Annotated in this window: 33 protein-coding genes and 6 tRNA genes; 12 read left to right on the forward strand and 27 right to left on the reverse strand. The window is 51.3% G+C overall.

Annotated features, from left to right (window positions below; genetic code table 11):
* Nucleotide 1: 1 nt before the first annotated feature.
* Nucleotides 2-352 carry a DUF3768 domain-containing protein gene (locus QKW35_RS17630; protein ID WP_282355275.1) on the reverse strand — a complete coding sequence of 117 codons (351 nt, stop codon included), beginning with the start codon at nucleotides 350-352 and terminating at the stop codon, nucleotides 2-4.
* A gap of 14 nt (nucleotides 353-366) precedes the next feature.
* On the reverse strand, nucleotides 367-942 hold the full coding sequence (locus QKW35_RS17635) for a hypothetical protein (protein ID WP_282355276.1): 576 nt from the start codon (nucleotides 940-942) through the stop codon (nucleotides 367-369).
* A gap of 244 nt (nucleotides 943-1,186) precedes the next feature.
* Here QKW35_RS17635 and QKW35_RS17640 point away from each other — a divergent pair, with 244 nt between their 5' ends.
* Both QKW35_RS17640 and QKW35_RS17645 read left to right on the forward strand, forming a co-directional pair.
* Nucleotides 1,187-2,299, forward strand: coding sequence for a site-specific integrase (locus QKW35_RS17640; RefSeq protein WP_282355277.1), 1,113 nt, complete (start codon nucleotides 1,187-1,189; stop codon nucleotides 2,297-2,299).
* 72 nt (nucleotides 2,300-2,371) lie between these two features.
* Entirely contained in the window at nucleotides 2,372-2,587 is a 216-nt protein-coding gene (locus QKW35_RS17645; RefSeq protein WP_282355279.1) for a hypothetical protein, read from the forward strand.
* Between the two features lie 50 nt (nucleotides 2,588-2,637).
* Here the strand turns inward: QKW35_RS17645 and QKW35_RS17650 are convergent.
* The 9 genes from QKW35_RS17650 to QKW35_RS17690 form a co-directional block, all read right to left on the reverse strand.
* Nucleotides 2,638-2,713: transfer RNA gene (locus QKW35_RS17650), tRNA-Gly, on the reverse strand.
* Between the two features lie 17 nt (nucleotides 2,714-2,730).
* A tRNA-Cys gene (locus tag QKW35_RS17655) sits at nucleotides 2,731-2,804 on the reverse strand.
* Between the two features lie 20 nt (nucleotides 2,805-2,824).
* Nucleotides 2,825-2,900: transfer RNA gene (locus QKW35_RS17660), tRNA-Gly, on the reverse strand.
* Nucleotides 2,901-2,919: 19 nt separating this feature from the next.
* A tRNA-Leu gene (locus QKW35_RS17665) sits at nucleotides 2,920-3,006 on the reverse strand.
* A gap of 229 nt (nucleotides 3,007-3,235) precedes the next feature.
* A tRNA-Cys gene (locus tag QKW35_RS17670) sits at nucleotides 3,236-3,309 on the reverse strand.
* A gap of 33 nt (nucleotides 3,310-3,342) precedes the next feature.
* Nucleotides 3,343-3,418, reverse strand: a tRNA-Gly gene (locus QKW35_RS17675).
* A gap of 88 nt (nucleotides 3,419-3,506) precedes the next feature.
* Nucleotides 3,507-4,055 carry a CDP-diacylglycerol--glycerol-3-phosphate 3-phosphatidyltransferase gene (gene pgsA / locus QKW35_RS17680; RefSeq protein ID WP_282355280.1) on the reverse strand — a complete coding sequence of 183 codons (549 nt, stop codon included), beginning with the start codon at nucleotides 4,053-4,055 and terminating at the stop codon, nucleotides 3,507-3,509.
* Nucleotides 4,056-4,081: 26 nt separating this feature from the next.
* A complete protein-coding gene (gene uvrC / locus QKW35_RS17685; RefSeq protein WP_282355282.1) occupies nucleotides 4,082-5,923 on the reverse strand; it encodes an excinuclease ABC subunit UvrC in 1,842 nt (613 codons plus the stop codon).
* A 77-nt stretch (nucleotides 5,924-6,000) separates the two neighbouring features.
* The gene (locus QKW35_RS17690) at nucleotides 6,001-6,303 is read right to left on the reverse strand and encodes an excinuclease ABC subunit C (protein WP_282355284.1); all 303 of its coding nucleotides are present in this window, start codon (nucleotides 6,301-6,303) and stop codon (nucleotides 6,001-6,003) included.
* Nucleotides 6,304-6,365: 62 nt separating this feature from the next.
* Between QKW35_RS17690 and QKW35_RS17695 the strand changes: the two genes are divergently transcribed.
* Nucleotides 6,366-7,217, forward strand: a complete 852-nt coding sequence (locus tag QKW35_RS17695) for a DUF1853 family protein (RefSeq protein WP_282355285.1) — start codon at nucleotides 6,366-6,368, stop codon at nucleotides 7,215-7,217.
* Between the two features lie 82 nt (nucleotides 7,218-7,299).
* Here QKW35_RS17695 and QKW35_RS17700 read toward each other — a convergent pair whose 3' ends face one another.
* Complete coding sequence (locus QKW35_RS17700) at nucleotides 7,300-7,437, reverse strand: hypothetical protein (protein ID WP_282355287.1); 138 nt, start codon at nucleotides 7,435-7,437, stop codon at nucleotides 7,300-7,302.
* Between the two features lie 70 nt (nucleotides 7,438-7,507).
* Nucleotides 7,508-8,377, reverse strand: a complete 870-nt coding sequence (locus QKW35_RS17705; protein ID WP_282355288.1) for an NAD(P)-dependent oxidoreductase — start codon at nucleotides 8,375-8,377, stop codon at nucleotides 7,508-7,510.
* A gap of 604 nt (nucleotides 8,378-8,981) precedes the next feature.
* Between QKW35_RS17705 and QKW35_RS17710 the strand changes: the two genes are divergently transcribed.
* Nucleotides 8,982-9,476, forward strand: a complete 495-nt coding sequence (locus QKW35_RS17710) for a TlpA disulfide reductase family protein (RefSeq protein WP_282355290.1) — start codon at nucleotides 8,982-8,984, stop codon at nucleotides 9,474-9,476.
* A 64-nt stretch (nucleotides 9,477-9,540) separates the two neighbouring features.
* On the opposite strand, the gene QKW35_RS17715 is transcribed toward QKW35_RS17710, so the two are convergent.
* The 3 genes from QKW35_RS17715 to QKW35_RS17725 form a co-directional block, all read right to left on the reverse strand.
* A complete protein-coding gene (locus tag QKW35_RS17715; RefSeq protein WP_282355291.1) occupies nucleotides 9,541-10,719 on the reverse strand; it encodes a pyridoxal-phosphate-dependent aminotransferase family protein in 1,179 nt (392 codons plus the stop codon).
* 62 nt (nucleotides 10,720-10,781) lie between these two features.
* Entirely contained in the window at nucleotides 10,782-11,534 is a 753-nt protein-coding gene (gene mtnN, locus QKW35_RS17720) for a 5'-methylthioadenosine/S-adenosylhomocysteine nucleosidase (protein WP_282355292.1), read from the reverse strand.
* A gap of 531 nt (nucleotides 11,535-12,065) precedes the next feature.
* Entirely contained in the window at nucleotides 12,066-12,806 is a 741-nt protein-coding gene (locus QKW35_RS17725) for a pseudouridine synthase (protein ID WP_282355294.1), read from the reverse strand.
* Nucleotides 12,807-13,099: 293 nt separating this feature from the next.
* Here QKW35_RS17725 and QKW35_RS17730 point away from each other — a divergent pair, with 293 nt between their 5' ends.
* The 8 genes from QKW35_RS17730 to QKW35_RS17765 all read left to right on the forward strand — a co-directional run bounded on the left by QKW35_RS17730 (nucleotide 13,100) and on the right by QKW35_RS17765 (nucleotide 17,579).
* On the forward strand, nucleotides 13,100-13,780 hold the full coding sequence (locus QKW35_RS17730) for a Bax inhibitor-1/YccA family protein (protein ID WP_282355296.1): 681 nt from the start codon (nucleotides 13,100-13,102) through the stop codon (nucleotides 13,778-13,780).
* An 84-nt stretch (nucleotides 13,781-13,864) separates the two neighbouring features.
* Complete coding sequence (gene tusD, locus QKW35_RS17735) at nucleotides 13,865-14,257, forward strand: sulfurtransferase complex subunit TusD (RefSeq protein ID WP_282355297.1); 393 nt, start codon at nucleotides 13,865-13,867, stop codon at nucleotides 14,255-14,257.
* Nucleotides 14,258-14,260: 3 nt separating this feature from the next.
* On the forward strand, nucleotides 14,261-14,626 hold the full coding sequence (gene tusC, locus QKW35_RS17740; RefSeq protein ID WP_282355299.1) for a sulfurtransferase complex subunit TusC: 366 nt from the start codon (nucleotides 14,261-14,263) through the stop codon (nucleotides 14,624-14,626).
* 11 nt (nucleotides 14,627-14,637) lie between these two features.
* Nucleotides 14,638-14,934, forward strand: a complete 297-nt coding sequence (tusB, locus tag QKW35_RS17745; protein ID WP_282355301.1) for a sulfurtransferase complex subunit TusB — start codon at nucleotides 14,638-14,640, stop codon at nucleotides 14,932-14,934.
* Between the two features lie 2 nt (nucleotides 14,935-14,936).
* On the forward strand, nucleotides 14,937-15,269 hold the full coding sequence (locus QKW35_RS17750) for a TusE/DsrC/DsvC family sulfur relay protein (protein ID WP_282355302.1): 333 nt from the start codon (nucleotides 14,937-14,939) through the stop codon (nucleotides 15,267-15,269).
* A gap of 20 nt (nucleotides 15,270-15,289) precedes the next feature.
* Entirely contained in the window at nucleotides 15,290-16,219 is a 930-nt protein-coding gene (locus QKW35_RS17755) for an NAD(P)-dependent oxidoreductase (RefSeq protein WP_282355303.1), read from the forward strand.
* Nucleotides 16,220-16,245: 26 nt separating this feature from the next.
* Nucleotides 16,246-17,004, forward strand: a complete 759-nt coding sequence (locus QKW35_RS17760) for a hydroxypyruvate isomerase family protein (protein WP_345774506.1) — start codon at nucleotides 16,246-16,248, stop codon at nucleotides 17,002-17,004.
* Between the two features lie 2 nt (nucleotides 17,005-17,006).
* Entirely contained in the window at nucleotides 17,007-17,579 is a 573-nt protein-coding gene (locus tag QKW35_RS17765; protein ID WP_282355305.1) for a chemotaxis protein CheW, read from the forward strand.
* A gap of 58 nt (nucleotides 17,580-17,637) precedes the next feature.
* On the opposite strand, the gene QKW35_RS17770 is transcribed toward QKW35_RS17765, so the two are convergent.
* The 11 genes from QKW35_RS17770 to acpP form a co-directional block, all read right to left on the reverse strand.
* Nucleotides 17,638-18,045, reverse strand: coding sequence for a secondary thiamine-phosphate synthase enzyme YjbQ (locus QKW35_RS17770; protein WP_282355308.1), 408 nt, complete (start codon nucleotides 18,043-18,045; stop codon nucleotides 17,638-17,640).
* A gap of 54 nt (nucleotides 18,046-18,099) precedes the next feature.
* On the reverse strand, nucleotides 18,100-19,200 hold the full coding sequence (locus tag QKW35_RS17775) for a malate dehydrogenase (RefSeq protein WP_282355309.1): 1,101 nt from the start codon (nucleotides 19,198-19,200) through the stop codon (nucleotides 18,100-18,102).
* A gap of 159 nt (nucleotides 19,201-19,359) precedes the next feature.
* Nucleotides 19,360-20,259: a radical SAM protein gene (locus QKW35_RS17780; protein WP_282355311.1), complete on the reverse strand. Its 900-nt coding sequence runs from the start codon at nucleotides 20,257-20,259 to the stop codon at nucleotides 19,360-19,362.
* 15 nt (nucleotides 20,260-20,274) lie between these two features.
* Nucleotides 20,275-21,057, reverse strand: coding sequence for a TatD family hydrolase (locus QKW35_RS17785; RefSeq protein WP_282355313.1), 783 nt, complete (start codon nucleotides 21,055-21,057; stop codon nucleotides 20,275-20,277).
* A 19-nt stretch (nucleotides 21,058-21,076) separates the two neighbouring features.
* Entirely contained in the window at nucleotides 21,077-21,427 is a 351-nt protein-coding gene (locus QKW35_RS17790) for a PilZ domain-containing protein (protein ID WP_282355316.1), read from the reverse strand.
* A 12-nt stretch (nucleotides 21,428-21,439) separates the two neighbouring features.
* Nucleotides 21,440-22,429: a DNA polymerase III subunit delta' gene (locus QKW35_RS17795; RefSeq protein ID WP_282355318.1), complete on the reverse strand. Its 990-nt coding sequence runs from the start codon at nucleotides 22,427-22,429 to the stop codon at nucleotides 21,440-21,442.
* Nucleotides 22,422-23,066 (reverse strand): dTMP kinase, encoded by a 645-nt coding sequence (gene tmk, locus QKW35_RS17800; RefSeq protein ID WP_282355320.1) that lies wholly within the window; start codon nucleotides 23,064-23,066, stop codon nucleotides 22,422-22,424. Before tmk ends, QKW35_RS17795 begins: the two co-directional genes overlap by 8 nt.
* 3 nt (nucleotides 23,067-23,069) lie before the next feature.
* Nucleotides 23,070-24,095, reverse strand: coding sequence for an endolytic transglycosylase MltG (gene mltG, locus QKW35_RS17805; protein ID WP_282355322.1), 1,026 nt, complete (start codon nucleotides 24,093-24,095; stop codon nucleotides 23,070-23,072).
* Nucleotides 24,092-24,910 carry an aminodeoxychorismate lyase gene (gene pabC / locus QKW35_RS17810; RefSeq protein WP_282355324.1) on the reverse strand — a complete coding sequence of 273 codons (819 nt, stop codon included), beginning with the start codon at nucleotides 24,908-24,910 and terminating at the stop codon, nucleotides 24,092-24,094. Before pabC ends, mltG begins: the two co-directional genes overlap by 4 nt.
* Nucleotides 24,911-25,063: 153 nt before the next feature.
* The gene (gene fabF, locus QKW35_RS17815) at nucleotides 25,064-26,302 is read right to left on the reverse strand and encodes a beta-ketoacyl-ACP synthase II (RefSeq protein WP_282355325.1); all 1,239 of its coding nucleotides are present in this window, start codon (nucleotides 26,300-26,302) and stop codon (nucleotides 25,064-25,066) included.
* Between the two features lie 91 nt (nucleotides 26,303-26,393).
* Entirely contained in the window at nucleotides 26,394-26,627 is a 234-nt protein-coding gene (gene acpP / locus QKW35_RS17820; RefSeq protein WP_282355327.1) for an acyl carrier protein, read from the reverse strand.
* Between the last annotated feature and the right edge of the window lie 67 nt (nucleotides 26,628-26,694).

Below are 26,694 nucleotides of genomic sequence, written 5' to 3' on the forward strand. Positions count from 1 at the left end.
ATCAGTACTCCGCCGCCAGCATGATAGTCAGAACCCTCAGTGTTTGATCCAGGTCCGCAGGATCTTCACTACCCCGAGCCTTCAACTTATCGTAGTAGTCGATCTTCCAGAAACACCTGACGCCGTTGTGCTCAAAGCTGCCGAAATTATGCTCACCATACGGGTCATTCCCTTCTTCAATTTCCGCATTTTGTACGGCACCAAGGATTTCCAAATACCCTAGTCCACCGCCTGTCAGTGCTTCGACACCTGCGGTGAAGTGGATGTGCAAAAGATCTGCATCAATCAGGTGCTGGCATTCGATCGGATCCGACACTCGGCGACGGAAGCTGTCGTTGTACTTCCTTATCATTGCCGTGTGATCCATTAGCTCCACCATCCAATCAGAATAATTCCGCGAATGAATCTGTACGCACCGTCCAGCACCTCTGCAAAATCACTGTATTCGAAAAATGCAGCGAATCCCGATGTCAGCGTGGCTGCAAGCATGAAAAACATAACAACCACTGAGCCGTACTGGTAAAACAGCTTTATATACTTACCGGCACTACAACTGGAGCACGCAATACTTTCAACGATATTTACGGGGATCTCAAAAAGAACAAAGGCAAACCAAAACGCCACCTCACCCCAGCCTTCCAGGCGCGTGTTGCTGCCGTAGATAATTAGCCCATACCACCAGATTATGGCGGTCAATAGACGCCCAGAATGCCCCACCTGATCGATCTCGTGCAGAGAGGCACCAGACCAAAAGACAGCCGCGAGGCATGCAACGGCGATCAAAATAAAGTGAAAAAAACCTCCATCCGCTACGCCTGAATCAGCCGCCCAGCCAGAGACAAAGTACCAAACCGCTAGTGCAACAAACCCTAGGTAGGCAATCGCCCCACCCGGCTCCTGCGCCATATTTTCGGCAATTGAATCTGTATACCGTTGTCGCATCTCTCACTCTCCCGATTGTGATTAATGCTGCCATATTCTAACCAAAATATAGCTACATGTCAATACATGTATATATTCGTAGATACATGTATATACGTTTGATATGATGTAAGTACAACAATAAAAAATAAAAAGGGTACTCTCCATGAACCCCCATCTCTTTGATTACAATGAATTTTCCGACCAGTGCTCCAAGCTCCCAGAACGGTCTGCGACAGGCGAAGTGAAATTGAAGGTGGCCGGAATGTACGAGCCTACGTATGAAAAGTACGTACAGGAAGCCGCCGCCAACATCACCCGCGCCCTGCACCAGGACTTGAATACTGAAACGAAGAAGGAGCATAAGGCGCTACTGAAAGACGGTGTCGATAAGGTGGTGAAATACCTGGAGAGCACATCCAACACCAAAACATCCGACTCATGGCGCAAGCTGCGCCGAGCAATGGTCATTTACTACACTGCTGCTGGCTTGGGCTCTGAAGCAAAACAGATCGCCGGTACAGAAAACCCAGCCGGGTTAAAAGATCAGGCCCACAAGCCCAAAAAACGCAAGCGGCTGAACACCGTCACTGATGAAATCTTTGATGCAATGTATTTCGATTGCGAGGATCGCCAGGACACCGTAAGCATGACCCTCATGCGACTAGCCCGTGAACTGGGCTTGCGCCCTGCGGAAGCCCTAGGGGTCGAAATGCTGGATTTTGACATCCCCAACATGACGATGAGCATCTATATCGAAGGTGCAAAGAAGACTAAACGCGGCCAGCAGAACAAAGCAGAGCAACGCGGCATCGATCGAATCCTGCACGTGCCTATCAACAAGGAATTAATCGAGGCGATCAAAACTGCTCAAGACCTAACACCTAACGAAATCAAAGCCGCTCAGGAACGGATCCGACGCGCTGCCGCCCGCCTATATCCCCACAGCCAGCGCCGGTTCTGTCTGTACTCGTTGCGGTACACCATGGGCTCCAACCTGAAAAAGAAATACCTCAACCGGAAAGATGGCGCGAAGATGGTTGCGGCGGTCATAGGCCATAAATGCACCAGCTCCATGTCCGAATACGGCAACATCAAATCCGGCGCATCCACCGGGACACCGATCGCGGACGCTGAAACATTGGCGCAGGTTGTAGATGACCGCGCAGCCAAATACGGGCTAGCTGAGGGTGCAAAGGTAAACCCACGAAAGGTACTGTCTGCTGAAGCAGTAAACAAACGCGACCAGGTCCGCCAGCCATCCCGTCGTGACATCGCCATGCGTCAGACCGAGACCTACACCGCCGCCGACGGCAAGGCGATCTCTGACCGTTTACAGCGATCCGACAACACCATCCCGGCTGTTGACCACAAATGATGTGCATCGCCAGGGACGGGGCGTGGTATCATGTAGCTACATGGCACTATAGGTATTTACAGGTATATACAAATGGCAAAGCTGGTAGTCACCGGGCGCTTAGTGAATCGTAATGAAACAACGAAGCAGGTAGCGGTGCATGTTGATCAAAGGGTGCTGGATTGGATCGAGTCGAATGTGTCAGGCAACAAGCAGGTCGCGTATAACCACCTCTTGATGAAAGGTATCGAGGCAATTGATGCGGGCGATAATGTGCAGATCCTAGAAGGATTACCAGACCCGGAGTGATACCGGCTGATACAAAATACGTATTATCGAGATGTATTTTAGAGGGGAATTGGAGCGGAATATCGGGCTCGAACCGACGACCTGAACCTTGGCAAGGTTCCGCTCTACCAACTGAGCTAATTCCGCATAAAGGATGGTACGTATGGAGGCGCGAGTCGGAATCGAACCGGCGTACACGGAGTTGCAGTCCGCTGCATAACCACTCTGCCATCGCGCCTGAGCATCCCAGGGAGGGATTGGAGCGGAATATCGGGCTCGAACCGACGACCTGAACCTTGGCAAGGTTCCGCTCTACCAACTGAGCTAATTCCGCTTCGTTTTACAGGAGATGATGGTGCGGCCAGCCGGAATCGAACCGGCACGATCTTTCGATCGACAGATTTTAAGTCTGTTGTGTCTACCAATTTCACCATGGCCGCATGTGCATCATGCAGTTTACAGCCCAGGATTCTATTAACGCAATGTAATAAAATCAGTAGCATATTTGTAGCAAATCTTTTGCTACGGTGCCACACTGTTTAAAATCTCGCCTGCCTGAAGGCCCTGTCATTGCTGCGCTTGAGTGAATCTCCTGCTGCAAAAACCGCCATAGACTTATGAGATTTTAAGTCTCCTGTGTCTACCAATTTCACCATCCGGGCAAAAGAATGGAGGCTGGAGTCGGAATCGAACCGGCGTACACGGAGTTGCAGTCCGCTGCATAACCACTCTGCCATCCAGCCATTTCTTTGCCTAAAGGCGCTTACCAAGAGGATTGGAGCGGAATATCGGGCTCGAACCGACGACCTGAACCTTGGCAAGGTTCCGCTCTACCAACTGAGCTAATTCCGCCCTGCTCGGTAAGTGGTGCGTATTATAGAGACCCGAGATTCTATGTCAACACTGTAACAAAAAATATTTTCGCTTATTTTTTAAACACTTACAGATCGTCTGTTAGATCAGACCAGGCAGCCTTAAGGTATTCAATCATTGACCACAAGGTTAAAGCCGCAGCCATATAGAGTGTTGCGATCGCCGCCCAAGCCAACGCACTCCCTGGCTGGGCTAAAACCAAAAAGAAAATTGCAGCCATCTGCAAGGTTGTTTTCACCTTGCCGATATTAGACACCGCAACATTGCCGCGCTTACCCAATTCAGCCATCCACTCTCGCAGAGCAGATATAACAATCTCACGGCCAATGATAATCATCGCCGGAATCGTGATAATCGGGCTCGCATAGGCTTCAACAATCATGACCAGCGCCGCCGCAACCATCAACTTATCAGCAACCGGATCAAGAAACGCACCAAATGGTGATTGCTGATCCAGCTTCCGCGCCAGATAACCATCAAACCAATCAGTCACCGCCGCCAGCGCAAATATAAAACCCGCCCAGTAAGGCGCCCAGCTATAGGGCAAATAAAACACAAGAACAAATACCGGAATAAGAACGATACGTAAAAGTGTGAGGAGATTAGGAATCTTCATCGAAAACAGCACGTTATCCTCGTGTGTCAAACTTCTGGATGCAACGCCAAATAGATCTCTTCGGCGAGTTTCCGGCTAATGGTAGAGACTTTTGCGATTTCTTCAACACTCGCTCTCTCTACCTCCTGTAAGCCACCAAAATGTTTCAAAATTTCTCGGCGCCGCTTTGGACCAACGCCTGGAATGCCTTCCAATACAGACTGCTTTCGTGCTTTACCTCGTCGTGCCCGGTGACCGGTAATCGCAAATCGATGTGCCTCATCGCGAATGTGCTGCACCAGATGCAGCGCACTGGAATCACCCGCTAAAGTAATCTCTTCACCCGTCTGACCATTGATCAGCACCTCGAAGCCAGCCTTTCGGGTTGGACCTTTGGCAACACCCACAACCTGCACTTCGGTAATCTGAAGCTCTTCCAACACATCCATCGCCTGGCTCACCTGCCCTTTACCACCGTCGATCAAGAGGATATCAGGCAATTTTCCCTCGCCCTTTTTCAGTCGCGTATAACGACGGGTAAGCGCCTGATGCATGGCGGCGTAATCATCTCCAGCGGTAATATCTTCAATATTGAAGGTGCGGTAATCCTGCTTAAGCGGCCCATTGCGATCAAAAACCACGCACGAAGCCACGGTCGCTTCGCCGGAGCTGTGGCTGATATCGAAACACTCCAGTCGCTGTGGTACCGAATCAAGCGCCAATGCTTCCTGCAGCTCCAGAAAACGGTTATAGACATTCTTTTTATTTGCCAAATGGGAAGCGAGATGCTGTTCCGCGTTAGTCTGCGCCAACCGTTGCCAACCTGCGCGCTCACCTCGCACGTTGTGGGTTATGGTTACACGCTTACCCCGCTTTTCGCTTAGCGCCTCTTCAATACACTCTTTATCTTCCACCGGGTAGGTTGTGATAACCCCGTTGGGGATTTCACGTTGCGACGAGAGGTACCACTGCGCAACAAAGGCTGAAAGCACATCTGCCTCATTTTCCTCCACCGAAACCTTCGGATGGAAGATTTTACTGCCAATAATCCGGCCACCACGCACAAACAGCATATGTACGCATACGCCACCAGGTTTCAGCGCACATCCCATAATATCGACGTCGCCCGCAGCACCGTAAACATACTGCTGTTCCTGCACTTTCTGCAGGCTGATGATCTGGTCACGAAACTCAGCGGCTTTTTCAAACTCAAGACCAACCGAAGCCTTTTCCATCTCTTCGGCCAGCTCCTCCATGACCGCCTTATTCTTCCCTTCCAGGAACATCATCGCGTGCCGAATATCCTGCTCGTATTGCTCAGGCGAAATCAGACCGACACAAGGACCGCTGCAACGCTTAATCTGGTACTGCAAACAGGGACGTGCACGATTTTTAAAAAAACTGTCGTCACATTGCCGAATGCGAAAGATCTTCTGCAGAAGGTTAAGACTTTCGCGCACCGCACCGCCGCTTGGAAACGGGCCGAAGTAGCGCCCACTACGTCGTCTTGAGCCACGGTGAAACCGGATCGCAGGGTACGCGTCTTTATCGGAGATAAAGATGTAGGGATACGACTTATCGTCGCGCAACAAAATATTGTAAGGCGGGCGCTGTTGCTTGATCAGGTTTTGTTCCAGCAACAGCGCTTCAGTCTCGCTGTTAGTGACGGTCACCTGAATATCAGCAATTTTTCCAACCAACGCCTGCGTCTTAACCGACAACCCAGACGAGCGAAAGTAACTGCTGACGCGCTTTTTAAGGTTTTTAGCCTTGCCGACGTACAGAATCTCCCCGGTACTATCATACATCTGGTAAACGCCGGGCCTGCCAGTGAGTCGACTCAGAAACGCTTTCGAATCAAATGGAGCAGATAACGATTCGGTATTCAAAACTACAACAGATCTCTAACAAGGAATGCGAGCCACCCGCGTAACACTAGCCACGCAGGCAGTTTCTACTTAAATGATCAGCGGACGGCGTGGGTAGCCTTATTGTGATTCATATGTGCATGGGTTGCTTCACGATGCAGCTGCTGCAACTCTTCACGAGTACTGTCGCTGATACCGGCACCGCGGGACAGAGACACCTCCAGATAGGCACCGATCTCAGCATAGAAGAATAAGCTATCCTCTACGGTCTTAGATCGCTTCAACTTGGACAATGCGATCTGCGCGCCGTTAACCAGAATATAGTTAATGTCGGTTTCCGACAGCAACGGGTTACGTTCACGCTCACTTAAGGGGAGAGAATCGTGATCAGATTTGCTCATTCCTGAGGTCCTGTAAAATACTAATGAATCACCTGCCACTACTTTAAGCCCAAGAGGTTGTCTTGTTAACTGATTCTTTCGTCACACGTAACATTCTTGCGGATATGCATTGGATATTGAGCACGCCATCTCTGATGACGTTACCTCAGGAAATGGACGGTGTTCGCTTCCTGAGAGAGATTTTCGCCCGAAACGGGTTCGCTCCAGAGGCAGAAAATTTGCCTGTCATCATCCAAAGGCGACTTGGCTATTACTATGAAGATATCTTCAGCTTATTTCTAGAAAAATCACCCTACATATCTGATATTAAAAGAAATATACAAGTAAAGGATGCAAACAGAACAATCGGAGAATTCGACTTTATCGTTCAGACCCAACAGGGCTCCAGCATCCATATTGAGTGCGCAGTTAAATTCTATCTATGCACGGGTAATGGCTCGGATCTGTCGCACTTTGAAGGCCCGAACCGGAAAGATCGACTGGACCTGAAATGGGACAAGCTTCTGCACAAACAGATTAGGCTCAGCGAAACGGATGCAGGACGAACCAAAATAGGAACGCTGAATATACCCCCCCCCCAAACTGCCGTATTGATTCAGGGCTATCTGTTCTACCCGCTTGGAAAGCCTGCAGCCACCCTCCCCACTGCCATCAATCCCGATCATCTTCGAGGATGGTGGGTACGTAACGAGCATCGCGCGCAAATCCTCGATGAACAATTGCGCTATCAGATTCTTGGCAAACCGTTCTGGCTAACACCACCTGCCATTCCGAAAGCAGAGCTGTTAAGCCGCGATCAACTAGATGAAGAACTAAAAGAGCAACACCGTCCGCAGCTAATAGTGCGCCTTACAAACAAAAACGGGGAGTGGAAAGAGCTAGACCGAGGATTTGTAGTGCAGAGTGGGTGGTGAGCAGGAGCGTGAATCGGAAAGGTTCTGACTAAAAAACAGAAAGGAAAGCTGGGCACCGGCAAGACACCGGCACCCGGAGCAATTACTTCGCCTGATCAGCTGCAGCAGCGTCTTTAGCGATTTCACCTTTCAGCCACTTGATTGCAAAACCGGTGCCTACAATCATTGCAGCTACGATTGCGATGCTTGGCGCGAAAGAGATCAACGCGTACTTATCCATAGAACTGTCCTCTAATAATAATCGTTATAGTATTTTTAAGATCTGTAATCGAAGCGCATTATATATAGCTTCAGCTGTCACGCTCAAGACGGTGTATCAGGCTCGAAGTATCCCAGCGACCACCGCCGCTCTTCTGAACATCAGCATAAAACTGATCAACCAGCGCTGTTACAGGCAACTGAGCACCGTTCTTGCGCGCTTCTGTCAGGGCGATATCCAGGTCTTTACGCATCCAATCGACCGCAAAACCAAAGTCGAACTCATTTTCGACCATCGTCTCATGACGATTGACCATCTGCCACGAACCAGCCGCACCGTGCTGGATCACGCTGCAGAGTTTCTCTACGTCCAAGCCTGCTTTTTTTGCAAAGTGAATACCTTCCGAGAGCCCCTGCACCAAGCCAGCGATACAGATCTGGTTAACCATCTTCGCCAACTGACCGCTACCTGCTGGCCCCATCAGCTCAACCGCCTTGGAGTATGCATCGATCACCGGAGTCACCTTATCGAAGGTCGCCTGTTCGCCGCCGACCATTACACTCAGTACACCATTTTCAGCACCGGCCTGACCACCGGACACCGGCGCATCCAAAAAACCAAAGCCACGCTCAACAGCAATCTCATTCAGCTCACGCGCCACTTCCGCAGATGCAGTTGTATGATCAACCAGAGTCGCACCAGGCGCCATACCAGCGAGTGCGCCAGCGTCCCCCAGAATCACAGAACGCAGGTCGTCATCATTACCCACACAGGAAAACACAATTTCAGCACCGACAACTGCCTCGGCAGGTGTATCACCTTTCGCGCCCTTGTACTCGTCCACCCACTTCTGCGCTTTAGCGCCGGTGCGGTTATATACAGTTACTTCATGGCCATTGTTCTGCAGGTGCCCTGCCATGGGATACCCCATAACACCCAATCCGATAAATGCGACTTTCATACTCTCATTCCTGATTTCACGTGATCTCACGCGATGCTAAAACGCCGACTACATTAGAATCAGCTTATTTATTATGAAAACATTGCGTCCTTTCTTCACACTGATATTGCGTATACCGCCCAGCGGTTAGAGTTACGGACAAAAACCAAGTATCGAAGATAGCGTACTCATCGATGATACGGAAATCCCCTTTTTGTTTTATGGAAACCATAGGACGTCGAAATCCACGATTATCTCGTTCGATCCCCATTACGGAGACCTCATAGATCTTGGGGTTGCTCATCTGCAACCAGACCAGGGATTCAGGACTATTCCCCCCGAATGGGTTTGAAACCAACTTCAGTCTCGGATGTACTCGAGCATGACAGAGATGGATCGCAATCTGATCGCGCAATTCATTCATTGATTGAAACAAAAAACGAAATAGCCGGTCTATCTCGTAGGCACAGGGCGCAGCACTTGCGGTATCGCAGCCAACGCATCTCCCGTGACTGGAACACACAATCGATAATGTCCGTGTGTTTCACCCCTCTACAACAAGTCGGTCGAAAATCGCATTTCCATCTGGATATAATATCCGCGATAAACACCATGGAGACACTGAATGAAATCTAAATTGCGTACACTCTGCCTGATCTGTATCGCATTACTGGCTTCTACCGGAGCGTATGCTAACAGCAGTCTCTACAACCTCAGCTTTCCCAATGTCGACTCAGAGGATATACAGCTGTCCGAATACAAGGGCAAAGTAATTTTGCTGAATTTCTGGGCGACCTGGTGCCCACCATGCGTCAAAGAGATGCCATCCATACAGCGTCTGCACGACAAATTTCCAGAACAAGATTTCGAAATCCTGGCAATCAATGCTGGCGAATCCCAAGCCACAGTTAAGCGCTTTATGATGGGTCTCGATACCGAACTCACCTTCCCTATTCTGCTCGATGAGACAGGCCGCACCTTTAAAGAGTTCGGCATCCGCGGCTTGCCGATGAGTTTCCTATTTGACCGGGAAGGCAAGTTGATCGAAACTATTTCCGGCAGCCGAGAGTGGGACGAAGAAAGCGAAGTGCAGCTGATCCGATCAGCGATTTCGCACTAAGTGCTTTTTTACGGATACAAAAAAGGGAGCTATCAGCTCCCTTTTTCTATGCCAGTGATTTGCATCAACCGCTATATACGGCGTCAGCCGCCAGCGCCGCCACACCCCGGTTAATCGGTGCACCCATCGCAGACAACGTATTCTCCAGTGCGGCAAGGCAAAGCATTACGTTACGGCGAGAGCAGGAGCTCCCCATCAGGCCGATACGCCATACTTTACCGGCGAGGAAACCAAGACCTGCACCAATCTCCAGGCTGTAGTCCTGCAACAAACGATTGCGCACTTCCGCTTCATCAACACCTTCCGGTACATACACGGTGTTCAGCTGTGGCAAGCGGTACTCCTCTTCCACCAGAAAGTTAATACCCATCGCCTCCAATCCGGCGCGTAATGCTTCGTGGTGCTGCTGGTGGCGAGACCAAGTGTTTTCCAACCCTTCTTCAAACAGCACTACTAGAGATTCATGCAACGCATACAGAGAATTAACAGGCGCCGTATGATGGTACGCACGTTTACCGCCGCCACCCCAGTATCCCATCACCAGATTCTTATCGAGGAACCAACTAGGCACGGTGGATTTACGGTTCTTCACCGCTTCGATCGCACGTTCGCTGAATGCCACTGGTGAAATCCCAGGCGGGCATGACAGACACTTCTGCGTACCTGAGTACACTGCATCGATTCCCCAGCCATCAACATCCACTTCGATGCCACCCAACGAGGTTACGGCATCAACGATGGTCAGGCAGCCGTATTTCTGCGCCAGCGCACACAGGGATTCCGCATCGGAACGCACACCAGTAGAAGTTTCGGCGTGTACAAACGCCAAAGCTTTTACGTCATCGGTTTCCGCCAGCGCCTTCTCGACCTTGTCCAGATCGACCGGCTTACCCCAGTCATCCATCACCATGATCGCTTCGCCACCAAAGCGCTCAACGTTCTCCTTCATACGGCCACCAAACACACCGTTCTGGCAGACGACTACTTTGTCACCAGGCTCAACCAGGTTTACAAAGCAAGCCTCCATACCGGCAGAACCCGGTGCAGATACAGGCAGAGTCAGTGGGCTTTGAGTTTTGAACAGCGCCTGCAGCATCTCCTTTATCTCATCCATCATACGGATGAATTCCGGATCCAGGTGGCCGATGGTTGGGCGCGCCAGCGCAGACAGTACACGGGGGCTTACATCGGACGGGCCCGGACCCATCAAGGTGCGAACTGGGGGATTAAACGATGACTTCATCAGTGGTGTGCCTCATGCCGCATCCAGCCGGGCAATCCCGACCGGACGTTCCTTAAGAGTTGTTATTGTCCTGCGATCTCATCAACCATTGCCATTACCATCTCAGCGGAATGTTTGGCAGCAGTTACGAGGAATTGCTCGAATGAAAGGTTGGATTCTTTACCGGCGATATCGGACAGCGCGCGGATGATGATGAACGGCGTACCAAACTGGTGACAGGTCTGCGCAATCGCTGCCGCTTCCATCTCAACAGCCTGCATCTGCGGGAATACCTCGCGCGTACGCGCCACGCGCTCCGGATCATTCATAAACGCATCACCGGTCGCGATCTGACCTTTAACGGTCTTCATACCTTCCATGCGACTGATACAACGCTCAGCCGCATCCGCCAACAGTGGTTCTGGCTCAAACGCAGCCGGCAAACCCGGCACCTGGCCCGGCTCGTAACCAAAGATAGTCACGTCCACATCGTGGTGGCGCACATCGGTAGAGATCACAATATCACCCACATTCAGTGCCGGATCAAAACCTCCAGCGGAACCCGTATTGATTACCGCATCCGGCTGAAACTCACGCAGCATCAGTGTGGTACCGATTGCCGCGTTTACTTTACCGATACCGGATTTCAGTACAACAACATCCTTACCGTGCATACGGCCGGTAAACAGGTGATAACCTGCAATCTCATGATCCTCGCGCCCTTCCAGCGAGGCTTTTAACAGCTCAACCTCTTCATCCATCGCACCGATAATACCGATACGAATTGCACCATCTTTCTCTTTAATTGTGTCCTGCAGACTCTGTTGCGCGCTCATAGGTTGTATTGAACCGTTAAAAAAAGGGTTGAAATAGAATTGGAAAAATTACCGCAGAGCGCAGCCCAAAACAATAGCGCCACCCCGCTAAAACTCTATCTTTAGCAGGGTATTTGCGCCTTGGTATAGAAACGAGATTCAGAAACGCAACAATGCGGTTATTCCATAATCACAAGCGCGCTGCAGCGGGCTCGAAAACCGTCGACAAGGAACCGCTGAAATTCAGGAACATTTTCTGAACCTTTGCTTCTGAAATACTCAAGCGCCATAGCGTAATGGAAGCACCGAAAATACCCGCCGATACAAAAGCGCCCGATTCCGTCAGACAACACAATTCGCGATTGCCCCGGGAATCAAGCGCCAGTACATCACACTTTTTTGGATAAAGGCTGATAGCAACACAACAACAGGTAAGCTGGCATGTGAGCAGAACCGCAATAAGACGCAGAGACGTCGTCCTGTTCTTAGGGATCACTCTGGCTCAGAGGGGCATATTGCACGACCCTAGCGCTTGTTACAGCCCGAAAAGAGTCATACGGGATAAAGGCCGGACCAACCAAACTGGCTGAACAGTTCATCGACCTGACTATCAACCGGCGCCTGTAGAGTAAGAAGTTCGCCGGATTCCGGGTGGCGGAAACTCAGTTCGGTTGCCATCAACAGCAGACGATCCAGATCAAAGTGCTCGCGGAACGCCTTATTGTGACGGCCATCACCGTGTTTAGTGTCACCGACCAACGGATGGGATATATGCTTCATGTGACGACGAATCTGGTGCTTACGACCGGTCTTCGGCTTAACCTCAACCAGGGAGTAGCGCGCCACAGGATATTTACCCACCGGAATTGGCAACTCAACTGTTCCCAAACGACGGTACTCCGACACAGCGTCCTGTGGTGGCTTATCCGGGTTAGCCATCTTGTCCGCCAGCTTATCCAGCTTTTCCTTCAGCGGGTAATCGATGATGTCCCCTTCAGGCGTATAACCACGAGCCATACAGAGATAGGTTTTCTGTACCTCACGCTCAGCAAACATATGGTTCATACGCTGCGCGGTTTCCTTGTTCTTACCGAACACGATCACACCCGAGGTCGGGCGGTCCAGGCGATGGATAGTGTAGGCCGTACCCTGCAGATATTCCTTGAGCATACTGGTTAGATTCGGCGTGCTACGTGGAGCGATCCAGCTTGGATGCACAAGCAAACCCGATGGTTTATTAATCGCGATCAGGTTGTCATCCTCAAAGAGGATTTCGAGGTCATACTCACACATAACAGGCTACTTCTGCTCAGGAAATCGAAGGCGGGAGAGTTTAAGTGCTTCCCCCGGATCAAACAAGCCTAACCCTACAGCCATCGATCACTTAAGGTTTAGACGAACTTTTCCAGATCATAATTAAAGAAAATTCGAACTATTACATCGAAAAATACTGCGATTCAGCTATCTTAATGAAACTAAAAGAGATTTATCCTATAGAGCATCCGATAAGTCTGAACCTTATCTTGAAAAAGGTTTCTTAATCCCTATAAATAGCTTAACGCAACAAGAAAACCATGAGGACTAACATGCGTAACGTTGATACTTACAGTGCCGGCAGGGAACATTCGGTACTGTCTACAAACAAACTGATCCGCAACACCTACATGTTGCTGGGTATGACACTGGTATTCAGTGCTGTAACTGCTGGCATCTCAATGGCGATGAACCCTCCATTCATCGTTTACTTGGGCAGCATCATCGTTAGCTTCATTATGCTGTTTGTTCTGAACAAAAAGCAGAACAGCGCTGCTGCACTGCCACTGGTCTTCCTGTTCACCGGCCTGATGGGCTTCGGACTAGGCCCACTGCTTAACCACTACCTGGGTATGGCAAACGGTGGCGAGATCGTTATGACTGCGCTGGGTATGACCGCTCTGACCTTCCTGGGTCTGTCTGCGTACGTAATGACTTCCAAGAAAGACTTCAGCTTCATGGGCGGCTTCCTGTCCGCAGGTATGATCGTAGCGCTGATCGCTATGGTTGCTCTGTTCGTACTGCCGATGTTCGGTGTTCAGGTTGGCGCCATGCACATGGCATTCTCCGCGTTCATCGTACTGCTGATGGCAGGTTTCATCCTGTACGACACCAGCAACATCGTGAACGGTCACTACACCAACTACATCATGGCGACTGTTAGCCTGTACCTAAACATCTACAACCTGTTCGTACACATGCTTGCACTGGCAGGTATTTCACTGGACGACTAAACGACCAGTTTTAACCTCTCTGCGAAAGCCCCGTAATCTGCTAAGATTACGGGGCTTTTTTCTTTCTATTACAGAAACTTGCCGATGAAATTTTCGATTATTGTTCAGGCTGCACCCTACAGCTGCCAATCCGCTGAAACGGCTTACCGCTTCGCGAAAACTCTTCTTGATACAGGGCATGACCTGCACCGTGTTTTCTTTTATGGTGACGGCGTGCACACCGGCAGCGCTTTTGCGTCCCCACCTCAGGATGAGCCTAATATTCCGGCCAACTGGCAAGCATTGGCAGCAGATCACGACCTGGATTTGGTTGTTTGCATTGCTGCGGCCGTACGCCGTGGTGTACTGGACGATACCGAGGCGGGCCGCTACAGCAAATCCGGTTCCAATCTGGCCGCTGGTTTTGAACTGTCTGGGCTGGGACAACTTGCCGATGCCATTGCCCAGTCCGATCGCGTTATCACCTTTGGAGCCTGAGTGATGTCTGATAAAAAGAAAGTACTGATTATCAACCGCCGCGCTCCATACGGCCGCTCCAATGCCCGAGATTCACTGGATGTTGCCCTAACCTGCGGAGTATTCGAAATGCCGATCAGCCTGCTCTTCGCGGACGATGGCGTTTTCCAGCTGCTGGGGGGCCACCAAGCCAAAGATATTGGTCAGAAGAACCTGTCTGCCAATCTGGCTGCACTGCCGATGTACGACATCGACCAGCTGTTTGTTTGCGAAAGCAGCCTGAACACCCACGGTTTGGCCTCTGATCAACTGGACCACAATCCAACGGTGGTTGATCACAACGCGATTCAACAACTGATTCAGAGCCACGATGTGGTTTTGACATTCTGAGAACAGATGTAATGGCTCTACACACCCTGAACCAGCCTCCCGGCAATACCCAGTGCCTTGAGCGCTGCCTGAACGCACTTTCCGACGGTGATGCACTGTTACTGATCGAAGATGGTGTGCTGGCCACCCTGCCCGCACACGCATCACGGTTCGACGCGATTGCAGCAAACGTCTCGCTGTTTGCCCTGCAGGCCGACCTGGATGCCCGTGGACTGAATGTTCTGAAAGACGCCCGTTTTACCGTTGTGGATGATGGCGGTTTTGTAGACCTTGCCTGCGAGCAAGACAAAGTAGTGAGCTGGTACTGATTATGGCGCTGGTTGTAAACGGAACCCCGATTGAAGTTGACGACGAGGGCTACCTCGTATCACTGAGCGACTGGTCAGAAGCAGTTGCCGAAGAGATCGCCCGCACTGAACAGGTCGAACTGAGCGAAGAACACTGGGCAGTGATCAACGTGATTCGTGACTTCTATCAAACATTTGAGCACGCCCCGGCGATGCGCCCCTTCGTAAAAGCTGTAGGACAGGCGTTAGGTGCCGATAAGGGTAAAAGTATCTATCTGATGAAGCTGTTTCCCGATAGCCCGGCAAAGCTGGCCGCCAAGATCGCAGGCCTGCCAAAGCCAACCAACTGCCTGTGAGCCAGGCATAAGGAGCACGAATGAGTTTACCAACGGTAGCATTTCTGGGCATCGGCCTGATGGGCCTACCAATGGCCACCAACCTTCTTAACGCTGGTTACCCGGTTACCGCATGGAACCGTACCCGCGCCAAGGCAGAAGCCCTGGAAGCCTGGGGTGCTGACGTCGCAAACACACCGGCCGAAGCCGTAACGCTTGCAGATATCGTTATTACCATGCTGGAAAATGGCCCGGTTGTAGAAGATGTCCTGTTTGCCCAAGGCGCCGCTAAAGCTTGCCGCCCTGGTACACTTGTTATCGATATGAGCTCCATTCCGCCAGAGATGGCGAAAGATCACGCCAAACGCCTCAGCGCCCTGAAACTGGACTACCTGGATGCCCCGGTGTCCGGAGGCACCGTGGGCGCAGAGCAAGCCACACTGTCAATCATGGCGGGTGGTGATAAAGAAGTGTTCGAAAAGGCCGATTACCTGTTCAATGTACTCGGCAAGTCGGCAACATACATCGGGCCAGCGGGTTCCGGTCAGTTGGCGAAATGCGCCAACCAGGCAATCGTTGGCATCACCATCGGTGCGGTATCAGAAGCCCTGCTGCTGGCCGCTGAAGGTGGCGCGGATCCGGCAGCTGTGCGTGAAGCTCTATTGGGCGGTTTTGCCAACAGCCGTATTCTGGAGCTGCATGGGCAACGCATGCTCGACCGCAACTTTATGCCTGGCGCGACATCCCGAGTGCAGCTGAAAGATTTACGAACTATTCTGGATACGGCGCACGCGCAGGATCTAACACTGCCGCTAACACAGCGGGTATATGACGAGTATCTGAATATGGTCTCGAAGGGTATGGAGAACTGTGACCACAGCGGTTTGTTGCTGCAGCTGGAATCACTTAACCACCCTGCCCGGCTGGGTGACAGCGACACCCAGCGTCCGGAACTATTGGAGAAGAACTGATGCCACGCTTTGCCGTTAATCTGAGCATGCTGTTTACCGAACTACCGCTCATCGATCGTTTTGATGCGGCAGCACAAGCGGGCTTTAAGCTGGTGGAGATCCAGTTCCCCTACGAGCTCAGCATTAACGAGATCAAGCTGGCTCTTCAGCACAACAATCTGCAACTGGTACTGATTAACTTGCCAGCAGGCGATTGGGCAAGCGGCGAACGTGGTATTGCCTGCCACCCGGATCGTATCGATGAGTTTGATCGTGGACTGCTGCAGGCACTGGAATATGCCGAAGCTCTGGGCGTTAAAAAGATTAACTGCCTCTCGGGCATCAAGCCGGAAGGCGTGCCCCATGAGGACGCAGAACGAACCTTTGCGCGCAACCTGGAGCAGGCCGGAGAAACTCTGGCAGCGCACGGTATAGAACTGATGGCGGAAGCGATAAACACCCAGGATATTCCTGGATTCTTTCTCAACAAAAGCTCTCAACTATTTGAAATAAAAGAACATTACAATATAGATAATCTGCAATTACAGTACGACGTGTACCATATGCAGATTATGGAAGGAAACCTGACAACCACCTTGAAAAACAATCTTTCAGAGGTGGGGCACATACAGGTTGCCGACGTACCGGGCCGACACGAACCCGGCACAGGAGAGATAAACTTTCCGAATCTTTTCAAAGCTATAGACGCTATGGGATACTCGGGTGTAATCAGCTTGGAGTATATTCCCACAGCAGACACGCTGAGTGGGTTAGCTCAGATTAAACCGATAATAGGTGGACAGTAATCATGGGTCTGGAACAAGCCGCAGAAGATCTACAACAATATCTCAGCAGCGTCGCACAGGATCAGGCGAAGCAAAGCAACAACAATCAGGACGACGTTGTCTACCACCAGTGGGCAACGTTCAAGGTAAACAACGAGCTCTACGGCATCGATGTTATCAAGGTCAAAGAAGTACTGCGTTACAGTGAAATGACCCCGGTACCAGGCGCTGAGCCTTACGTACTCGGCATCATCAATCTACGTGGTAACGTAGTAACGGTTATCGATACCCGCCGCCTGTTTGGTCTGCAGACTGTACCAACCGACGACGACACCCGCATCATCGTTATTGAATACAACGAACAGGAAGTAATCGGTATCGTTGTGGATAGTGTGGACGAAGTAATCAACCTGCCACAGAACGATGTGGATCGCGCCCCAAGCGTAACCAGCGACGAATCGACACGTCGCTTCGTTCAGGGCGTTTGCTACCACAATGGCATTCTGATCATTCTGTTGGACATCATGAAGATGCTGACCAGCATCACACCAGACGATTCCGAAGACGGTCCGAGCGAAATCCCTACATCGTCCTGATCAGTTTGTTTATCGCATATTTGGAGCTTGCAGCAATTGCTGCCGGCTCCCTTCCCTACTACTCACCAATGTGCACCACGATCTGACGATATCCCGCATGGTGACGATGCTCCCAGCAATACACCCCCTGCCAGGTACCCAGCGCTAAGCATCCGTTTAACACCGGTATCGACAAGGTTGTTGAGGTTAACGCCGCCTTGATGTGCGCCGGCATATCATCTACCCCTTCCAGGGTATGGGTATAGAGCGGATCATTCTCCGGCACCAAGCGATTCATCCAATTCTCCAGATCCACCTTCGCACTCGGATCTGCATTTTCCTGAATTGTCAGGCTGGCGGAGGTGTGCTGGATCAGCAGCGAACACAACCCATCGTTGATACCGGATTGTGCGACCAGCTTTTGCAGCTGAGATGTAAACTCGAACAAGCCCTGCCGGCCTGTCTTAACACTGAGTGTTTTTACCATAAAAAATGCCCCTTATTTGAGGGGCACTTTATCAACCGTGGTTCTCCACAGCAATCAGAGCACGCGGTTTGTGGTCATGAACTTGGAGTCGGCATCCGGACCTGTATTGTCTGCATACAGCGTTACGCCGGAGCGCAGACAGATAGACAAGTTCTGATGGGATTCCTCTGTCTCCTTCGGCAACATCGCTTCTACCGCAGCCTTCTCGTCCAGCAACTCCTGCTCGGTTGCGGTCAGGCGCTGACGGCTGAACTCATTCACCTCGATGTCGTGAACGATCTGGTATCGACCGTAGTTACAGATCACCGGGAAGGAGTAGAAGATCCCCTTAGTGATGCCATAGCTGCCGTCACTCAGGATACCCATACTGATGATTTCGCCCGGCTCGGTACCCAGCACCCAATCACGCATCTGATCGACAATCGCCTGCGCGGCTGACGCTGCACTGGACAGGCCACGCGCTTCGATAATCTCACCACCACGCTGAGCCACCTTAGGGATAAACTCTTCACGGTACCAGGCGGTATCGATCTGCGACATCGCCGGCTTACCCAGAATTGTGGCGTGGTGCAGATCGGGATACTGAGTCGGAGAGTGGTTGCCCCAGATCATGATACCGCCGATATCACGAGTGGTCGCACCACAGTGGTTTGCCAGAATACCCTTCGCACGGTTGTGATCCAAGCGAGTCAGGCAGGTAAACTGCGATGGACTCAGATCCGGTGCATTACGGCTGGCAATCAGCGCATTGGTGTTCGCCGGGTTACCGGTGATCAGCACTTTCACATCACGGTTCGCGTAATCATTCAGCGCCTTGCCCTGACGCGCAAATATCTGCGCGTTCTCTTCGAGCAGATCGCGACGTTCCATACCCGGACCACGTGGCTTAGCGCCTACCAGCAGTGCGTAGTGGGCGTTTTTAAAGCCATCTTCAACATTGTCGTGCAAAGTAATGGTGTGCAGCAAAGGATAAGCACAATCCATCAGCTCCATCGCCACGCCACGCAGGGATTCCATCGCATGCGGCAACTCGATCAGCTGAAGGATCACCGGCTGATCTTTACCCATCATCTCCCCCGCTGCGATTTTAAACAGCAAACTGTAGCTGATTGCACCAGCAGCACCGGTGACAGCGATTCGTACAGGACGTCTCATTTACATAACCCTTAGTTATATCATTATAATTATTTATACCTTCGACGAAAGTATATTCTTTTATACAGCAAAGTAAGCAGAAATTACTAAGGAATTGTTACCACGAGACGCAATTTGGCCGATTTTGGCCGTTTTTCGCAAAGCCTGTAACTACGGTAATTACAGGCCTCTGTATGTATCGTTACGAAGGGAAATAAGGGAAGGATGTTCCAGCGCTGTACGGATCTGGGAAAGCATCTTGTCCTTATCACGCCCGAGGACGCCTCTCAGGACAAGATAGTTTGAAGCGTGATCACTGCGGAAAACCGTCTTTTCCAGCTCAGTATGGGAAAGCATGACCTCCATCTCTCTGAACAGTCCGTGCTGGTCCAACAGCTCGAAGCCACCACCAAAGCCGTCCAGCACCTTGTCCATACCGTTTCGAAAGAACAGCACCAGCGTAGCGAAGTAATCCGGCTGTGTTTCATTCACCAGCCGCGCAGACGCCAGTGCATGCTTCTCGCTATATTTTACGCCACCCATACCGTTAATGATCATCACCGAGGTTTTCATGCCCGCGGCCTTAGCTTTAAGAAGCGCGTCACAGGTTGAGCGGTATGTCTCGCCCTTCTGGATCATCTCCAGAACCTCATCATCGCCGCTCTCGGCACCGATGTAGAGCAACCCTAAACCCAATTCACGCAGCTCCTGGAGCTCTTCAACGGTTTTGTTCTTGAGATTTCGTGGTAGGCAGTAGGCGGAGACCCGGGTCACCAACGGCATATGCTCGCGGATCGCTTCCAGGATCGTTTTCAGGCGACGAAACGACAGCGCCATGGCATCACCATCCGCCAGGAAGATGCGCCGTACACCCGCAAGTTGCTCACCGCAGCGCCGGATCTCCTCCAGCACCTGATCTTCAGCCTTGGGTTTAAATTTCTTCTGGGGCGCCGTGTACATTTCACAGAACGTACACTTATTCCAGCTACAGCCATTGGTCACTTGCAGTATGAGGGAGCTTGCCTCACTGGGCGGCCGGAACAACGGTTCTATGTACTCGACGGGCGGATAGTAAAACATAAGCTCCCTCCCTACTTACACGGTCCGTACGCGGCTAAACAAGCGCTGGAAGTTCGCAGTGGTTTGCTCCGCCACCTCTTCTATACGCAGCCCTTTCAGATCGGCAACACACTGTGCCACCTCTACCACGTATTTAGGCTCGTTCTTCTTACCACGATGCGGTACTGGCGCCAGGTAGGGTGCATCAGTCTCAATCAGAATCCGATCCATTGGAATTGCTTTAACCACGTCACGCAACTCCGCAGCATTGCGGAATGTAACGATACCCGAGAATGAGATCATGTAGTTCAGGTCCAATGCAGCCTTTGCCATCTCCAGACTTTCGGTAAAGCAGTGCAACACGCCACCCACATCCGCATTACCGTTTTCACGGATAATCTGCAGCGTATCTTCCCGTGCGTCACGGGTATGGATAATGGTTGGCAAACCGGTTTGGGACGATGCCAACAGGTGGTTACGGAAGCTTTCCTGCTGCACCTCTACCGTGTCCTGTTGGTAGTAGTAATCCAGTCCGGTTTCGCCGATGGCGACTACACGCGGCAACTGCGCCGCCTCGACCAACGCCTCAACACTGACAACCTGACCGTCAGTATTCAGTGGATGCACCCCAACGGAAGCAAAGATGTGCCCATAGGGTTTGATCCGATCATACATGGAGCGAAACTGCTCCATCTCGATGGAGACACAAAGCATCTGCTGAACCTGACGCGCCTTTGCTGCATCCAGCATAGCGTCGAAATTACCGTTATAGGGAGAGAGGTCCAGCCGGTCTAGGTGACAGTGGGAATCGATAAACATAGTAGAACTGTACGTATTATTAGAGGGCGTTCGTGCGACGTTCGGAGTTCAACGCACCCGCCAGATGGTTTTCAATGGTGTTGACTAGCGTGGAGTCTTCAGCAGAGAGCTGGATACCGATACCCGGCACACGGCCGCCCTGAGCACCTTTTGGTGTTACCCAGATCACTTTGCCGGTCACCGGAATCTTGTCAGCCTCTCCCATCAACTCAAGCAGCATAAACACCTCTTCACCAAGGTGATAGTTGCGCTGCGTTGGCACAAACAGGCCACCGTGCTTGATATAGGGCATGTAGGCTTTGTAGAGATCTTCTTTGTTCTCGATGATAAGCGAGAGGATACCGTGACTGAGACGTGGGACCACTGACATTTCTATACTCCGTTACCGTACTATCGCCGACCACGCCAGCAGAATACGTTCTAGCAACATCTGCTTGTTGGTGTTTTGCCTTAGTATAAGGCTTTTACGCTCTTCCTGAACCAGGCTTGCCAACTCAAACACTTTTGCAGGGTTAGTTTTTCGGCTTACCGCCACCAACATATTGTGCGCATCTTCCTGTTTCAGCGCTTCGTTCTCGGTCGCCTTGGCACGAGAGATATCAACCAACATGCTATACAACCAGCCCAGCATCAACTCAAGATCCGCCTTCTGCCACGCCTGCGCCACTTCCACAACAGTGCGACGCTGCTTAAGCACATCCGCCAGGCCTTTAACGAGCTGGCTACGCCATTCCGCCTGGTCCGATTCGCTGTAATTGAGTGTAGCCATCGGAGCGCCGTTATTAATCCGCAGTAGACGCTGGGCTTCATCGGCATCCAGACTTAATGCCTGAGCAACAAAGTCCGTAGCTACCTGCTCGCTCGGTAACGGACACTCTACACGCTGACAGCGACTCTTAATTGTCGGCATAACCTGCCCCAATCGATCGGTGATCAGCATCAGAACCGTATCCTTCCCCGGCTCCTCCAGCATCTTCAGCAGTGCGTTGGCCGCTGCAACATTCATTGCATCGGCCGGATTGATGATGACCACACGGTAACCACCTTGTTGCGCGGTACTGCAGATAAAATCAGTCAGCTGACGAATTTGATCAACCTTGATCGGCTTACCGATATCATCCGGTTCAAGCAGATAGAGGTCAGGATGGCCATCTACGTTATTCAGCTCACAGGCCTTACAACTGCCACAAGGCTGGTCGCCCTGCGGGCTCTGACAAAGAAGGTAATGTGCAAATGCAGTAGCGAAGTTGGCTTTACCAATCCCCTGCGCACCATGCACGATCAATGCATGCGGCAAACGCTGGGTGCGATGCAATTCACACAAATGAACCCGACACTCAGCAAGCCACGGAAAGACCTCAGCCTTAGCCATCCTGCTTCTCCACAAAGCGATTAACGGCTTGTGCAATCTGTCGCTGAACCGCACCCAGCTCCACCGAAGCATCGATCACAGCAAAACGCAGCGGATCATTTGCAGCTCGTTTCAAGTAGGCGGCACGCACTTTTTCAAAGAAAGTCACTTTTTCCTGCTCGAAGCGATCCGGTGTACTGCGTGCACTGGCCCTCGCTAATCCGGTTTCCACGTCCAGATCCAGCAACAACGTCAAGTCGGGCTGAAGCCCTTTCTGCACAAGACTTTCCAGTAACGCGATACTCTCCTGATTGACACCGCGACCACCGCCCTGATATGCAAAAGTAGCATCAGTGAAGCGATCGCTGACCACCCAGGCACCGCGTTCCAGGGCCGGTTTGATTACATTCTCTATATGCTGGGCACGCGCCGCAAACATCAACAACAGCTCGGCATCTTCCGATACGTTTTCTTCACGTGGCTGAAGTAGCAAGTTACGCAACTCTTCAGCCATCGGTGTACCACCAGGTTCTCGCGTCAGCACAATCTCTATACCACGCTCCTGCAGCAGAGAGCATAGAAACTCGATATTGGTGGACTTGCCCACCCCTTCAGTGCCTTCTACGGTGATAAAGCAACCACGCTTCAGTGTATTCATCTATTAAGGTGTCGACCGGTAATCTTTACGGCGCTGCAGCTGATAGCGGCGCACCGCGTTGTTATGTTCAATCAGAGTATTTGAAAACTGGTGGCTACCATCGCCTTTCGCTACAAAATAGAGCGACTTACCTGGCTTCGGATTCAAAGCAGCCTGGATCGCCTCTTCCCCCACCAAGGCAATTGGCGTCGGAGGCAGCCCCTTGATGACGTACGTATTATAAGGTGTAGGACGGCGCAGATCTGCACGACGAATATTGCCTTTATACTTCTCGCCCATACCATAAATTACGGTTGGATCTGTTTGCAGGCGCATCCCCTTGTTTAGACGTCGCACGAATACCCCGGCAATCTCCGGCCGCTCGTCCGGGCGCGCGGTTTCCTTCTCAACAATGGACGCCATGGTCAGCGCTTCGTAGGGGTTCTTGTAAGGCAAAGATTTCGAACGCTCCGTCCATGCAGCCTGCAGCTTCTGATTCAGCAAACGCTGTGATCGCTTAAGAATATCCAGATCCGTTGTACCACGCTCAAAGTTGTAGGTTTCTGCCAGAAACAGCCCTTCCAGTGACGGGTACTCAACCTGCAGTGCCGCTTTCACATCATCTGCGGATTTATCCTTGAGCGTCTGTACCAACACCGGATCTTTCCGCAACTGCACCAACAGATCATTGGCCGTACTACCTTCAATAATGGTGAAGCTGTATTGGATAGATTTACCGCTGACCAGCACATCAACCAGCCCCTTCGGAGTCGAACCCTGCTTGATCTTGTATTCGCCTGCACGAATCTTGGCTGCGAGCCCGCTTTGACGGCCGTAGGCTTTCATAAACAGCGGTTTGTCGATTACACCATCCGATACCAGCGTACCCACAACCGTGTTGTAACTACTGCCTTTCGGCACCGCCAACACATAGTCTGCATCGACTGTTACCGGCGCGTTAAGAAACCCTTGATACTGCTGCCAGCCTACTGCCGCTGCACCCGCCGCCAATACAACGGGCAGCGATACCAACACAAGACCACGGCTCACGCCTGATACTCCTCTACAAGATACGTCCGGGCAGCTTTTGCAACCGGACCTAATGCATAATAATTCGAATCCAGCTGCTTCACCGGCCAGATATCGATAAGGCTGTTACATATAAAGATCTCATCTGCTGAGATGACATCGGCTAACGGATACAACCCAACTTCGACTGAGTGACCGTCTGCAGTAAACTTTTCAATCAGGAAGTCGCGTACAACACCCGCAACACCACATCGTTCGAGAGACGGCGTATAGATAACCCTATCCTTCACCCAGAACAGATTGCTCATGGTACCTTCTACCACGAACCCTTCGTAGTCCAGTACAACACCTTCATTGATCGCCGGATCAGACCACTCGTTTCGCGCTAATACCTGTTCCAGACGGTTAAGGTGTTTGATACCCGCCAGAGCAGGATTCACACCCAATCGTGTATCACAAACCTTTAGGGTTATTCCCTCTTCTGCTTGATTACCATAAGCAGGCTTTGGCCCCAACATAATAACGCGGGTTGCTTCCATATCAGCAGCATAACTGTAGCCCCGACCTCCCACACCTCGCGAAAGAGTAAGCTTTAGCACTCCATCGTCCGGTAAGTTGATCTCAGCCAGATCCTCAAGCAGTTGGTCGATAACCGAAGCGTCAAAGCCTAAGCGCACGGCCCCGCTGCGCATCCGCGTAATGTGACGCGCCATGAGTTGTGATTTTCCATGGCTGATCTGAATAGTCTCAAACAGACCATCACCATAAGCAAAACCACGGTCACGCACGTCAATCTGCGTCTGCTGCTTACCGTTTATCCAGAGGGTTTGAGTCATCGCACTGTGGACCTTCAGATATCTGAACCTTCATATAAAGGTCAAGTTACCACCTTAAGCCTTTGAACTGAATGGAAATATTGCTGAGAGGTGATTATCGAGGAAAAGAAGCGGAAGGTATCAAACACTTCCGCTTTAACACATCTATATGTGTTAGGTATTTTTGAAGACCAACGTCCCGTTGGTACCACCAAAACCGAAGGAGTTGGAGATCGCCGCGTTCAGCGCCGCTTCCTGTGGCTGGTGCGCTACATAGTTCAGGTCACAACCTTCGGACGGGTTGTCCAGGTTGATCGTCGGCGGTGCGATCTGGTCACGCAGAGCCAGCACACAGAAGATCGCCTCTACCGCACCGGCCGCACCCAATAGATGCCCCACCATGGATTTTGTCGAACTCATTCGAACCTGCCCCGCCGCGTTACCCAACACCTGCTTCGCAGCATTGGACTCGGCAATATCACCTGCTGGCGTGGAGGTTCCATGCGCGTTAATGTAATGCACTTCGTCAGCATTCAACCGTGCATCACGAATCGCATTACTCATCGACAACGCTGCGCCTTCACCATTTTCAGGCGGTGCGGTCATGTGGAACGCATCATCACTCATGCCAAAGCCAGCAAGCTCACAATAGATCTTCGCACCTCGCGCCTTGGCATGTTCGTATTCTTCAAGAATCAGGATACCAGCACCGTCACCCAGTACGAATCCGTCACGATCCTGATCCCATGGACGACTAGCAGCCTGCGGATCATCGTTGCGGGTAGACAGTGCACGCGCTGCAGAGAACCCCCCGATACCCAATGGCGTTGTCGCCATCTCGGAACCACCCGCCAACATCACGTCAGCATCACCATACTGGATCATGCGCATCGCCTGACCAATATTGTGGGTTCCGGTTGTACACGCAGTGGTTATCGCTATATTCGGGCCTTTAAAGCCGTACTTAATCGCAAGATTCCCTGCGATCATATTAATTATGCTGCCAGGCACAAAAAATGGAGAGATTCGGCGTGGACCGCTTTTCTCAAGCAGATCACAGTTTTTTTCGATCATCGGCAAGCCACCGATGCCCGAACCGATTGCGCAACCGATACGCGGCGCGTTTTCGTCTGTCACCTCCAAACCAGCATCGTTAACCGCCTGAATAGCAGCAGCCATACCGTACTGGATGAAGAGATCCATCTTACGCGCTTCCTTGGCGCTCATATATTCGCTGACATCGAAATTCTTAACCGATGCAGAGAAACGGGTTGGGAACGCAGAAGCATCAAAATGCTCGATATCCGCCGCACCGCTTTTTCCTGCCAAGATGTTTTCCCAGGTTTCCTGGACTGTATTACCAACCGGGGTAAGCATACCCATACCGGTAACAACCACTCGCCTGCGTGACATCATGATCCTCCCAAAATGCAACCTACAGATAAAAGAAAAGCCGCACTATACGAGATAGCTGCGGCTTTTCGGGTATTCGAGACTGTGTCGATTACTGGTTAGCGAGAACGTAATCGATTGCCAGCTGAACAGTAGTGATTTTCTCTGCTTCTTCGTCAGGGATCTCGGTTTCGAATTCCTCTTCCAGAGCCATCACCAGCTCAACAGTGTCCAGAGAGTCAGCACCCAGATCTTCTACAAATGCTGCAGAGTTTACTACTTCCTCTTCTTTAACACCCAGCTGTTCAGCGATGATTTTCTTTACGCGCTCTTCAATGTTGCTCATAGCTCTTCCTATCTTCTTATCAACACCACCACATTAATGATGTGGTACAGGATTCTAATGAAGCCGA

Source organism: Pontibacterium granulatum (assembly GCF_029961155.1).
GTDB classification, from domain to species: Bacteria; Pseudomonadota; Gammaproteobacteria; order Pseudomonadales; family Balneatricaceae; genus Pontibacterium; species Pontibacterium granulatum.

Excerpts from the sequence above, each read along its gene's own strand:
- QKW35_RS17760 (WP_345774506.1), top strand. The coding sequence starts at position 16,246 with ATGCTGTTTACCGAACTACCGCTCATCGATCGTTTTGATGCGGCAGCA.
- QKW35_RS17715 (WP_282355291.1), bottom strand. The coding sequence starts at position 10,719 with ATGAAGTCATCGTTTAATCCCCCAGTTCGCACCTTGATGGGTCCGGGC.
- pgsA (WP_282355280.1), bottom strand. The coding sequence starts at position 4,055 with ATGAAGATTCCTAATCTCCTCACACTTTTACGTATCGTTCTTATTCCG.
- QKW35_RS17775 (WP_282355309.1), bottom strand. The coding sequence starts at position 19,200 with ATGAGACGTCCTGTACGAATCGCTGTCACCGGTGCTGCTGGTGCAATC.
- QKW35_RS17770 (WP_282355308.1), bottom strand. The coding sequence starts at position 18,045 with ATGGTAAAAACACTCAGTGTTAAGACAGGCCGGCAGGGCTTGTTCGAG.
- QKW35_RS17645 (WP_282355279.1), top strand. The coding sequence starts at position 2,372 with ATGGCAAAGCTGGTAGTCACCGGGCGCTTAGTGAATCGTAATGAAACA.
- QKW35_RS17790 (WP_282355316.1), bottom strand. The coding sequence starts at position 21,427 with ATGTCAGTGGTCCCACGTCTCAGTCACGGTATCCTCTCGCTTATCATC.
- fabF (WP_282355325.1), bottom strand. The coding sequence starts at position 26,302 with ATGTCACGCAGGCGAGTGGTTGTTACCGGTATGGGTATGCTTACCCCG.
- QKW35_RS17705 (WP_282355288.1), bottom strand. The coding sequence starts at position 8,377 with ATGAAAGTCGCATTTATCGGATTGGGTGTTATGGGGTATCCCATGGCA.
- QKW35_RS17700 (WP_282355287.1), bottom strand. The coding sequence starts at position 7,437 with ATGGATAAGTACGCGTTGATCTCTTTCGCGCCAAGCATCGCAATCGTA.
- QKW35_RS17730 (WP_282355296.1), top strand. The coding sequence starts at position 13,100 with ATGCGTAACGTTGATACTTACAGTGCCGGCAGGGAACATTCGGTACTG.
- acpP (WP_282355327.1), bottom strand. The coding sequence starts at position 26,627 with ATGAGCAACATTGAAGAGCGCGTAAAGAAAATCATCGCTGAACAGCTG.
- tusC (WP_282355299.1), top strand. The coding sequence starts at position 14,261 with ATGTCTGATAAAAAGAAAGTACTGATTATCAACCGCCGCGCTCCATAC.
- pabC (WP_282355324.1), bottom strand. The coding sequence starts at position 24,910 with ATGACTCAAACCCTCTGGATAAACGGTAAGCAGCAGACGCAGATTGAC.
- QKW35_RS17635 (WP_282355276.1), bottom strand. The coding sequence starts at position 942 with ATGCGACAACGGTATACAGATTCAATTGCCGAAAATATGGCGCAGGAG.
- QKW35_RS17755 (WP_282355303.1), top strand. The coding sequence starts at position 15,290 with ATGAGTTTACCAACGGTAGCATTTCTGGGCATCGGCCTGATGGGCCTA.
- QKW35_RS17765 (WP_282355305.1), top strand. The coding sequence starts at position 17,007 with ATGGGTCTGGAACAAGCCGCAGAAGATCTACAACAATATCTCAGCAGC.
- mtnN (WP_282355292.1), bottom strand. The coding sequence starts at position 11,534 with ATGAGCGCGCAACAGAGTCTGCAGGACACAATTAAAGAGAAAGATGGT.
- QKW35_RS17640 (WP_282355277.1), top strand. The coding sequence starts at position 1,187 with ATGTACGAGCCTACGTATGAAAAGTACGTACAGGAAGCCGCCGCCAAC.
- QKW35_RS17750 (WP_282355302.1), top strand. The coding sequence starts at position 14,937 with ATGGCGCTGGTTGTAAACGGAACCCCGATTGAAGTTGACGACGAGGGC.
- QKW35_RS17690 (WP_282355284.1), bottom strand. The coding sequence starts at position 6,303 with ATGAGCAAATCTGATCACGATTCTCTCCCCTTAAGTGAGCGTGAACGT.
- QKW35_RS17725 (WP_282355294.1), bottom strand. The coding sequence starts at position 12,806 with ATGTGTGAGTATGACCTCGAAATCCTCTTTGAGGATGACAACCTGATC.
- QKW35_RS17785 (WP_282355313.1), bottom strand. The coding sequence starts at position 21,057 with ATGTTTATCGATTCCCACTGTCACCTAGACCGGCTGGACCTCTCTCCC.
- tusD (WP_282355297.1), top strand. The coding sequence starts at position 13,865 with ATGAAATTTTCGATTATTGTTCAGGCTGCACCCTACAGCTGCCAATCC.
- tmk (WP_282355320.1), bottom strand. The coding sequence starts at position 23,066 with ATGAATACACTGAAGCGTGGTTGCTTTATCACCGTAGAAGGCACTGAA.
- QKW35_RS17780 (WP_282355311.1), bottom strand. The coding sequence starts at position 20,259 with ATGTTTTACTATCCGCCCGTCGAGTACATAGAACCGTTGTTCCGGCCG.
- QKW35_RS17630 (WP_282355275.1), bottom strand. The coding sequence starts at position 352 with ATGATAAGGAAGTACAACGACAGCTTCCGTCGCCGAGTGTCGGATCCG.
- QKW35_RS17795 (WP_282355318.1), bottom strand. The coding sequence starts at position 22,429 with ATGGCTAAGGCTGAGGTCTTTCCGTGGCTTGCTGAGTGTCGGGTTCAT.
- QKW35_RS17710 (WP_282355290.1), top strand. The coding sequence starts at position 8,982 with ATGAAATCTAAATTGCGTACACTCTGCCTGATCTGTATCGCATTACTG.
- tusB (WP_282355301.1), top strand. The coding sequence starts at position 14,638 with ATGGCTCTACACACCCTGAACCAGCCTCCCGGCAATACCCAGTGCCTT.